6 protein-coding genes are annotated in these 10,235 nt (G+C 37.1%); 5 read left to right on the top strand and 1 reads right to left on the bottom strand.

Annotated features, from left to right (window positions below; all coding sequences use genetic code 11):
• Window positions 1-133: 133 nt before the first annotated feature.
• The 4 genes from ACESM9_RS12070 (at window position 134) to uvrA (ending at window position 7,936) form a co-directional block, all read left to right on the top strand.
• Entirely contained in the window at window positions 134-1,333 is a 1,200-nt protein-coding gene (locus ACESM9_RS12070; RefSeq protein ID WP_372998895.1) for a S41 family peptidase, read from the top strand.
• Between the two features lie 12 nt (window positions 1,334-1,345).
• A complete protein-coding gene (locus ACESM9_RS12065; protein WP_372998892.1) occupies window positions 1,346-2,605 on the top strand; it encodes a PDZ domain-containing protein in 1,260 nt (419 codons plus the stop codon).
• Window positions 2,606-3,102: 497 nt separating this feature from the next.
• Window positions 3,103-5,076, top strand: a complete 1,974-nt coding sequence (gene uvrB, locus ACESM9_RS12060) for an excinuclease ABC subunit UvrB (protein WP_372998888.1) — start codon at window positions 3,103-3,105, stop codon at window positions 5,074-5,076.
• A gap of 19 nt (window positions 5,077-5,095) precedes the next feature.
• A complete protein-coding gene (uvrA, locus tag ACESM9_RS12055) occupies window positions 5,096-7,936 on the top strand; it encodes an excinuclease ABC subunit UvrA (RefSeq protein ID WP_372998885.1) in 2,841 nt (946 codons plus the stop codon).
• A 23-nt stretch (window positions 7,937-7,959) separates the two neighbouring features.
• On the opposite strand, the gene ACESM9_RS12050 is transcribed toward uvrA, so the two are convergent.
• Window positions 7,960-9,321 (bottom strand): sensor histidine kinase, encoded by a 1,362-nt coding sequence (locus tag ACESM9_RS12050; protein ID WP_372998882.1) that lies wholly within the window; start codon window positions 9,319-9,321, stop codon window positions 7,960-7,962.
• 253 nt (window positions 9,322-9,574) lie between these two features.
• Here ACESM9_RS12050 and ACESM9_RS12045 point away from each other — a divergent pair, with 253 nt between their 5' ends.
• The gene (locus ACESM9_RS12045; RefSeq protein ID WP_372998879.1) at window positions 9,575-10,153 is read left to right on the top strand and encodes an accessory gene regulator ArgB-like protein; all 579 of its coding nucleotides are present in this window, start codon (window positions 9,575-9,577) and stop codon (window positions 10,151-10,153) included.
• Window positions 10,154-10,235: the final 82 nt, after the last annotated feature.

The following is a 10,235-nucleotide window of genomic DNA, read 5'->3' as shown; positions in this document are numbered from 1 at the left end:
GCAAAGGTAAGGAATAAATTTAAATATATCAAAATAACTCCACATAAATAGTATTAATGATATAATTACTTAATAGAATATTAATGGCACACAAAATGCATATCAGGACCCAAAAATGTTGCGAGGTGTATGTATGGTAAGAAGAAAACAACTTATTGTTGCTGTTATCGTATCCGTAATAATAACTGCAGTATTGACTTTTACAATTACAAATATGGTTTCCTTCAGCCTTGGGGATAGAGTCGTATTATCTAAAGAGGATTATAAATTAGTGAAGGAAACCCAGAAGCTACTGACACTCAAGAAGTATATCGATAAATACTATTTGGAGTCTGTAGATTCGGAAAAACTAATGGAAGGTGCTGCAAAAGGAATGTTTGAGGCCCTGGAGGACCCCTACTCTGTTTATATGAACCAAAAAGAGTTTAAGGAATTCAATGAATCAACCTCAGGTTCCTATGGCGGTATCGGTGTTATAGTAACAGATAAAGATGGTTATGTAACTGTTGTTGCTCCCATAGAGGATACTCCCGGTGAAAAAGCTGGATTAAGAACTGGAGATAAGATAATTAAGGTTGATGATACAGAGGTTACAGGCATAGGCCTTGAAAAGGCAACATCCCTTATGAAGGGGAAGAAAGGCACCAAGGTAGTGCTTACTGTGATAAGGGAAAACAGAACCGAACCTTTGATTATGGAAATCAAGCGTGAGGATATTGTGCTGAAAACCGTAAAAGCTGAGATGCTGGAAGATGAAATAGGCTATATAAGAATCAGCATGTTTGATGAGGACACAGGCAAGGAGTTTAAAAAGGCGTTGGCGGAAATCAAAACCAAGAAGGCTAAAGGTCTTATAATTGATTTGAGGCAAAATCCTGGAGGTTTTGTAACCCAATGCGTAGAAGTAGCTGATGAGCTGCTGGATAAAGGGGTAATATTCTACACTGAGGATAAGAATAAGAATCAGGTTGTAACTCATTCCAAGGATGGAAAGATTGATATTCCTTTTGTCATATTGGTTGACGAAGGAAGCGCCAGCGCTTCGGAAATAGTGTCTGGTGCTGTAAAAGACAGAAAAGCAGGACTTCTCATAGGAACGAAAACCTTTGGAAAGGGATTGGTTCAGTCTGTTGAGAAACTCAATGACGGAAGCGGCTTTAAACTCACTATACAGAAATACTATACTCCTAATGGTATAGATATTAACAAAGTTGGTATAGAACCCCATATAGAGGTAAAAGCTTTGGAAATCTCTGAAGATCAAAATCCTGAAAATGTTAAAGATGTTCAGCTGGAGAGAGCTGTTGAGGAAATACGAAAGCTAATAAAGTAGAAGAGGTGCTTGATGGTTACTATTATAAAAGTATCTAAGATGGTTATAGCATCTATAGGTTCTTTGCTTCTGAGTCCATTGTTCTGGATTGTAATAGGTATTACATATTACATGTATGGCAAGAGCTCCTATTTAGAGATGAGAATGTTGGGACACAAAATATCCCAATGGGAAAAAATTAAAAATTCCGTATTGGCAGGATTGATGGCTGGAATAATAGGAAGCAGTGTGTCTGTTTTTTTGGGAATCACAATTGAACAGTATTCCAGCCAATCAGGCTATATGAGTTCAGGCATTTTATATCTTTGGGTCATAGCTTTGCTCCTTTCCCTGATAAATGTACGATATTTGTGTTTTTCCTATGCAGGAGGCATTGTAGCTCTCATGAATCTCCTATTTGGGTTTCCAAATATAAATCCTGTGGGAATTATGGCTCTGGTGGGGATCCTTCATTTAGTGGAAAGCATGCTTATTTGGCTTGATGGCTATTCAGATGCTGTACCTGCATTTCTGAAACGAAAGGACGGAAGTGTTGTAGGAGGCTATATCATGAACAGGGTATGGCCTCTTCCTATGATGATATTATTTGCAATCATGGTGACAGGAAGCATTGGGGAGTCTGTGCCCATGCCTGATTGGTGGCCTATTATAAGGCAACCCGGATTGGATTTGAATATGGATGATTTGATGTATGTATTGCAGCCTATACCTGTGCTGCTAGGTTATGGAGATATTGCCATCACCAAGACGCCCGATAGGAGATGCAGGGACTCAGCATTAAAACTTTTTATCTACAGTTTAATATTGATTTTGTTATCTGCCATAGCATCGAAGATACACTTCTTTGCATATATAGCAGCAATATTCGCGCCTTTAGCCCATGAAATATTAATCCTCCACGGACAAAGGGAGGAACAGGAAGGCAAAGCCCTTTTTGATGCTCCTGAAAGTGGGTTAAAGATTTTATTCTGTCGTAAAGGTTATCCTGGGATAAAGATGAACCTGGAGCCAGGGGATATTATTCTGGGTATTAACAATATAAGAATCGATAAGGAAGAAGATTTGTCAGACTTTCTAAAGACAAATCCATCATATATATGGTTGGACATAGTTAAAGCCAATGGAGAAAAGAAAATTGTGGAATACAAGGATTATGAGAAAGGAATCTCAAGTCTTGGATTGCTTATTGTACCAAAGGCTCCTAATATGTATCTGGAGATTAATACTAAGGCAAGGCTGTTGAGTGGTATTAAAGGTTTAAGGAAAAAATAAATAAAAAAGGCTCTGGCCTTTTTTATTTATTTTTTCCTCTTATGACTGTTGTTTTTTATAGTAAAATCCAAAAGTTCCTGAAAAGCTGAACTCTCCTTTTGGCTTATGCTTTCAAAATATCTATAAATTTCATAAAATTTATCATTATTGTTTTTTGGTTGTTTGAAATTGGAATTTAGGTTTTTGTCCATTATTATACCTCTCAATCTAAATAAATTTACTAATATTATATCATAAATTATTTATAATATTACAACAAAATTTAAATTTATGCAAGGAATTTTTTGCTTGCAATTCATAAAAAATCTTAGATTTCTTAGGTGAAGAACTAAACTATTGAATTGTAATAAGGTTTTCTTTATGGTTAATATGCTTGTATAGGAAGCCCTTATTGCATAAAAAGCTTGTATATATAATCATCCTATAAATGTTGACAGTATCATGCTAAAGTAATATAATTTATACGAACACTTGTTCTAGAAGATGGAGGTTTTTCCATGGATAAATTTAAAATAGTATCAAATTTTAAACCTACTGGCGATCAGCCCCAGGCTATTGATCAGCTAGTTGATGGTATAAATAAGGGTGAAAGATTTCTTACTCTAAAGGGTGTTACTGGTTCAGGCAAAACCTTTACCATGGCAAATGTCATTGAGAGGGTGCAGAAACCTACTCTGGTGCTTGCCCACAATAAAACATTAGCTGCTCAGCTATGCAGCGAGTTCAAGGAGTTTTTTCCCCATAATTGTGTAGAGTATTTTGTAAGTTATTATGATTATTATCAGCCTGAGGCGTACGTACCTCATACTGACACATATATAGAGAAAGACGCTCAGATAAACGAGGAGATAGACAAGCTTAGACACTCTGCAACGGCAGCTCTTTTTGAAAGAAAGGATGTAATTATAGTTGCCTCCGTATCCTGTATTTATGGATTAGGAGATCCAGAGGATTACAGAGACCTGGTTCTTTCTTTGAGAAAGGGCATGATCAAGGACAGGGACGAGGTTCTTAGGAAGCTGGTAGATATTCAATATATGAGAAATGATATCAATTTCATAAGAGGCACTTTCAGGGTGAGAGGAGATGTGCTGGAGATTTTTCCTGCCGCTTCATCCGATAAAGCCATTAGAGTTGATTTTTTCGGTGATGAAATAGAAAGAATACTGGAAATTGATTCACTGACAGGCAATGTTGTCGGTGAGAGGCAGCATGTTTTCATATATCCGGCTTCCCACTATGCAACTACCAGTGAGAAACTTCAAAGAGCTATCGTGGCCATTGAGGAGGAGTTACAGCATAGAGTTAAGGAGTTGAGAGAACAGGATAAGATTCTTGAGGCCCAAAGATTGCTTCAGAGAACAAATTTTGACATTGAAATGATGCAGGAATTAGGTTATTGTTCTGGTATTGAGAATTATTCGAGACATATTAGTGGCAGGGAGGCTGGAAGTGCTCCCTATACATTACTGGATTTCTTCCCCAAGGATTACCTGATGATAATAGACGAATCCCATGTCACTATTCCTCAGGTAAGGGGCATGTATTTCGGAGATAAGTCGAGAAAGGATACATTGGTTGAATATGGTTTTAGACTTCCTTCCGCCTACGATAACAGACCTCTTAACTTTGGAGAATTTGAGAGCAAGCTTAACCAGGTCATATTCGTAAGTGCTACTCCAGCCGCATATGAGACGGAGAAAAGCAGCAGAATAGTGGAGCAGCTTATAAGACCTACAGGGCTTGTGGATCCTGAGATAGAGGTAAAACCTGTTAAAGGTCAGATAGATGATCTTATTGGTGAAATAAAGCTTCGAATAGATAAGAATCAGAGAGTTCTGGTTACCACATTGACCAAAAAGATGGCTGAAGATTTGACTTCATATTTAAAGGAAATGGACATAAAGGTTCGCTATCTTCATTCTGATGTTGATACCATGGAGAGAATGGAAATAATAAGGGATCTGAGGCTGGGCGAGTTTGATGTACTTGTAGGCATAAACCTTCTTAGAGAGGGCTTGGACTTGCCGGAGGTTTCTTTGGTAGCTATTCTGGATGCAGATAAGGAAGGTTTTTTGAGGTCTGAAACTTCTTTGATACAAACCATTGGTAGAGCGGCGAGGAATGTGGATGGTAAGGTCATCATGTATGCGGACAGCATTACCGATTCTATGAGGAAAGCCATAAGCGAAACAAACAGGAGAAGAAAGATACAAAGCGATTATAACAAAGAGCATGATATTACTCCCAAAACCATCTATAAAGCTGTAAGAGAGGTTATCGAAGCAACAAAGACTGGCGAGGAAATAGAAAAATACAATGCCAAGCCTAAAGAGAAAATAAACAAGGAAGAAATAAAGACTATAATTGAGGCTCTGGAGCAGGAAATGAAAGAATATGCAAAAAATCTTGAATTTGAGAAGGCTGCAGAGCTAAGAGATAGAATAAGGGAACTACAAGAGAAAATTTAGCTGCTGATGAGGTGCAATAATGTCAAAAGATAAGATTATAATCAAAGGTGCCAGAGAACATAATTTAAAGAATATAGATATTGAGATACCAAGGGATAAATTTGTAGTAATGACCGGATTATCAGGCTCGGGAAAGTCTTCCCTGGCTTTTGATACCATATATGCAGAAGGTCAGAGAAGATATGTGGAATCACTATCTTCCTATGCCCGTATGTTTTTAGGTCAAATGGAAAAACCAGACCTGGACTATATAGAAGGTCTATCCCCTGCTATTTCCATAGATCAGAAAACCACCAGCAAGAATCCCAGATCAACGGTGGGGACAATAACGGAGGTATACGATTATTTAAGACTTCTTTATGCTCGAATAGGTAGACCCCATTGTCCTAAATGCGGTAAGGAGATTTCACAGCAGACCATAGATCAAATGGTGGACTATCTGACAGCCTTAGAAAATGGTACAAGGCTCCAGATACTTGCTCCTATTGTAAGAGGTAAGAAGGGGGAGCATAGAAAATTAATAGAGGATATGAAAAAATCCGGCTTCGTCAGGATAAGAATCGATGGGGAAGTCATGGATATCAATGATGAAATTAAACTGGATAAAAACAAGAAACACTCTATAGAAGTAGTTGTGGACAGAATAGTAGTAAAAGAGGGGATAGAGAGGAGACTTGCAGATTCATTGGAAACAGTGCTGAAACTTTCCGGTGGACTTGCACTGATTGATATAATGGGAGTGGAAGAAAAGCTCTTCAGTCAAAACTATGCCTGTCCCGATTGCGGCATAGCCATGGAAGAATTGTCTCCCAGAATGTTTTCCTTCAACAGCCCCTTTGGGAAATGTCCAAGCTGCGATGGATTGGGAGAATTGACAAAGGTAGATCCGGACTTAGTTATCCCTGACAGGACCAAATCCATCGCTGAAGGTGGTATCTTACCCTTTGGCAGCGCCAAAACCGACACATGGTACTATGGAATAGTAGCTGCTGCTGCAGAGCATTATGGCTTCAGTGTTGATGTTCCCATTGGGGAACTGGGTGATGATGTGATTCATATGCTTCTCTACGGTAACAATGGGGAGAAGTTTAAAGTAGTGTATGACAGAGACTTTGGAAAAGGGGAAGCAATGATGTCTCTTGAAGGAGTTATACACAACCTGGAGAGACGATATAGAGAGACAAAGTCAGAAGCCATGAGAGCAGAGATAGAGGGGTATATGTCATCAACTCCCTGTCCCTTGTGCAATGGTGCAAGACTGAAGAAGGAAAGCCTCTCTGTATATGTAGGTGGAATTTCCATTGCAGAGCTATGCGATAAGCCCATACATGAAATACTTGACTTTATGAATGATCTTAAGCTAACACCCAAGGAAGAGATTATATCAAATCAGGTGCTTAAGGAGATTAAAGCCAGACTAGGTTTCCTTGTGAATGTAGGGCTGGATTATTTGACCCTATCCAGGACTGCAGGTACATTGTCCGGTGGCGAAGCTCAGAGAATCAGACTTGCCACTCAAATTGGCTCAAGCTTGGTAGGTGTACTATATATACTTGATGAGCCCAGCATTGGTCTTCACCAGAGGGACAACGGTAAATTGCTGAAAGCTTTGAGGGAACTGACGGATTTAGGCAATACACTTTTGGTGGTGGAGCACGATGAAGATACAATGTATGCGGCAGACCATATAATAGATATAGGTCCTGGAGCAGGATCCCATGGAGGAGAAATTGTAGCTGAGGGTACCATCAAGGATATTATGGCATGTGAGAGGTCAATAACAGGTCAGTATTTAAGCGGTAAAAAATTTATTCCTGTGCCAACAGAGAGGAAGAAACCAAATGGCAATTGGATCACCATAAAGGGAGCCAGGGAGAATAATCTCAAGAATGTGGATGTAAAATTCCCTATGGGGGTATTCACCTGTGTAACTGGAGTATCCGGTTCAGGGAAAAGCACCCTGGTGAATGAAATATTGTATAAGGCATTAGCCCATAAAGTATATAAATCAAGACTGAAACCCGGGGAACATGATGAGATACTTGGATTGGAAAATGTGGATAAGGTAGTAGATATAGACCAGTCGCCTATAGGCAGGACACCTAGATCTAATCCTGCGACCTATACAGGAGTGTTTGACATTATAAGAGAAGTATTTGCATCTACGCCTGAAGCAAAGATGAAGGGCTATAAGAACGGACGCTTCAGCTTCAATGTCAGGGGCGGACGATGTGAAGCCTGCAAGGGTGACGGCATAATAAAGATTGAAATGCAGTTTCTACCCGATGTCTATGTACCCTGTGAGGTTTGCAAAGGCAAGAGATACAACAGGGAGACCTTGGAAGTAAGATACAAAGGCAAAACCATATCCGATGTGCTGGATATGACGGTGGAAGAAGCCTTAGGATTTTTTGAAAACATACCAAGGATCCACAGGAAGATACAGACCCTATATGATGTGGGACTCGGTTATATAAAGCTTGGTCAGCCATCTACCCAGTTATCGGGAGGAGAAGCCCAAAGAATTAAGCTTGCCTATGAGCTTTCTAAGCGCAGTACAGGAAAGACAGTCTATATATTGGATGAACCTACTACAGGACTTCATATTGCAGATATACACAAGCTTTTGAAGATACTCCATCGCCTTGTGGAAGGTGGTAATACAGTTATTGTCATTGAGCATAATCTGGATGTTATAAAAAGAGCAGATTATATAATCGATCTAGGCCCAGAAGGAGGAGACAGGGGAGGAACCATAGTGGGTACAGGTACTCCGGAAGAGATTGCTAAGAATCCTAAGTCATATACAGGACAGTACCTGAAAAGGATATTAGAAAAAGCTATAGTAGAGGCGGATTGATCTTCAATCCGCCTCTTTTCACTCTATCCTTCAATAAAATTTTTGTATGCCATAGGAGCTGACTTATAATCCTCTAAAGGTATTGCTATATCTACTTCAAATGTGCTATCTGTAACTTCAATTTTCATAAAACCATTTAATCTTTCAACGATTTTTCTTATATTATGCAAACCTAAGCCATGATTGACCTTATCTGCTTTTGAAGTATAGTTTTCAGTCATATTCGCTTCTGATATATGCAAAGTCTTGTCTCTGCTATTTTTAATTTTAACTATTAGATTTTCTTGCTTTGTGAACATTTCTATAGACATTTGTCTTTCTTCTTCTGGTATTCTGCTGCAAGCCTCTATTGCATTATCTAAGAGATTTCCTAGTATGATGGATAGGTCTAGTGGATCACAGTATATTTTTCTTTGTAATGATATATTTAAACTTGTTTTTATATGCTCGTTATGGGCTTTTCCTAGTTTTACATTAAGTATTGAAGAAATTATGGCATTATCAACACTTATAATGCTGTTGAAGCTTGATAACTCTCCGGCAAGTTTGTTTATATAAGTTTTAGCTTCGTTAATTTTTTCCATACAGAGCAAGCCATATATACAGCCTATATGATGGTTAAAATCATGCCTTTGTGCTCTAAGTTGCTTGAGCATGTCCTCAATACCGGAAATATAGAATTTTTGTGCTAAAAACTCCTTTTCCCTTACTTTCCATTTGGCTTCTCTTTCAATTTGAATAGAAATTCTATTGATTACTTCTACTACCGATAAGCTAAATATGATTGATGCTACAGAGGTGAGAAATATATAATGAACTTTATGATCTTTGATGATAGATATGTTTTTATAGAACCAGAAAGCTGTGAAGCTTATTAAAACATTAAAGCCTATAATAAATCCAATTTGATACAATCGTGTTTCACTAATTTTATCAAGAAATTTAAATCTATTCCTGCTGACATAGAACAGTGTAAAGCTCAATGCTTTTGCAAATACTGCTGCAACAATTCTAATGGTATTATAATGAAAATATATATTGGGAGAAGATTTATTGAAAGGCAGTATTATTGCCATTGTGGCTATTTCACCAATAAACATGATTAACAATCCTACTATTGCAACTATATAAGTTTTTACTAAATTCCATCCTAAAACAATATGATATACTATTCCAGTACTTAGATACATAAATAGAAATCCAATAAAACTACCAATACCATAATAAGAGTTTAATATTGTGTTTATAGCTGACTGCATTATAACAGCAAAAATTATTTTTTTATGAGATGTTTTCCTTTGACCTAGTATGTTATATGCAAAGTACAGGAGTATAGAAACGTCAACAATATTTATAATAAATTCCATTGTTACCCATATCGTCATACCTTAAACACCTCACTTTATATAACCTTGTACACTTTTCTATATTATACCATTGGTTGTATTATTAAGAAAATGATAGATATGTTAAGAGATAAATGTTAAATATTACATTATCCCTACCACTTATGCAAAACGGGTTAAATTCTAAGTAAAATTATGTTATAAAAGTATAAAAGGGGGGATGTCTTAATTGAGTATTATGTTGTTTAAATAAGCGGCTTATTTTGGTTATTACTACAGAGAAGGTGATATTATGTTAATAGACAGTATATCAAAAACTATTTCACAGAAAATGCTGGACGCATCCATTATACCTATAGAAGATAAAGATATATACTACTATGGGCTTCAACTTATAGTCTCAACTATAATTAAAGGCATGGGACTTATGGCAATAGCGCTGTTATTCGATAAAGCAATAGAAGCGATGATATTTATAGGAGTTTTTGGAGTTTTAAGAATCAATGCGGGGGGATTTCACCTTGACACATATTTTAAATGCTTTGTAGTTACATCCGCATCTATGATGCTATGCATTTGGATAGGAAGTACAATACCTTTATCATTAATTCCTTATATCATAACCTGCTGTTTAGTAATAACTACCTTACTAATTTTGTTATATGCACCGGTTGATAATCCTAACAGGCCCTTAAATGGAAACGAACACAAAAAATTTAGAATAAGAAGCTTAAATGCTATAATTTTTCTCGCAATCGTCATAATTTCTTTATACTTTTTAAAATTAGAACTACATAGATATATATGCATTGCATCTTTAGCAATTTTGTTCGAAGGGATAACTTTATTACCAGTGTGGAAAAGCTTATAAATCAATTGATAAGAAATCTATTCAAAAGTCTATCACTTTGTTTTATGTTTCTGCATACCTATGAAGTTAATTTCGATTTATA

Origin of the sequence: Lutispora sp. (genome assembly GCF_041687175.1) — a bacterium.
Lineage (GTDB): Bacteria > Bacillota > Clostridia > Lutisporales > Lutisporaceae > Lutispora.
The sequence above is the reverse complement of the archived record's forward strand: the minus strand, read 5'-3'. Positions and strand labels throughout refer to the sequence as shown.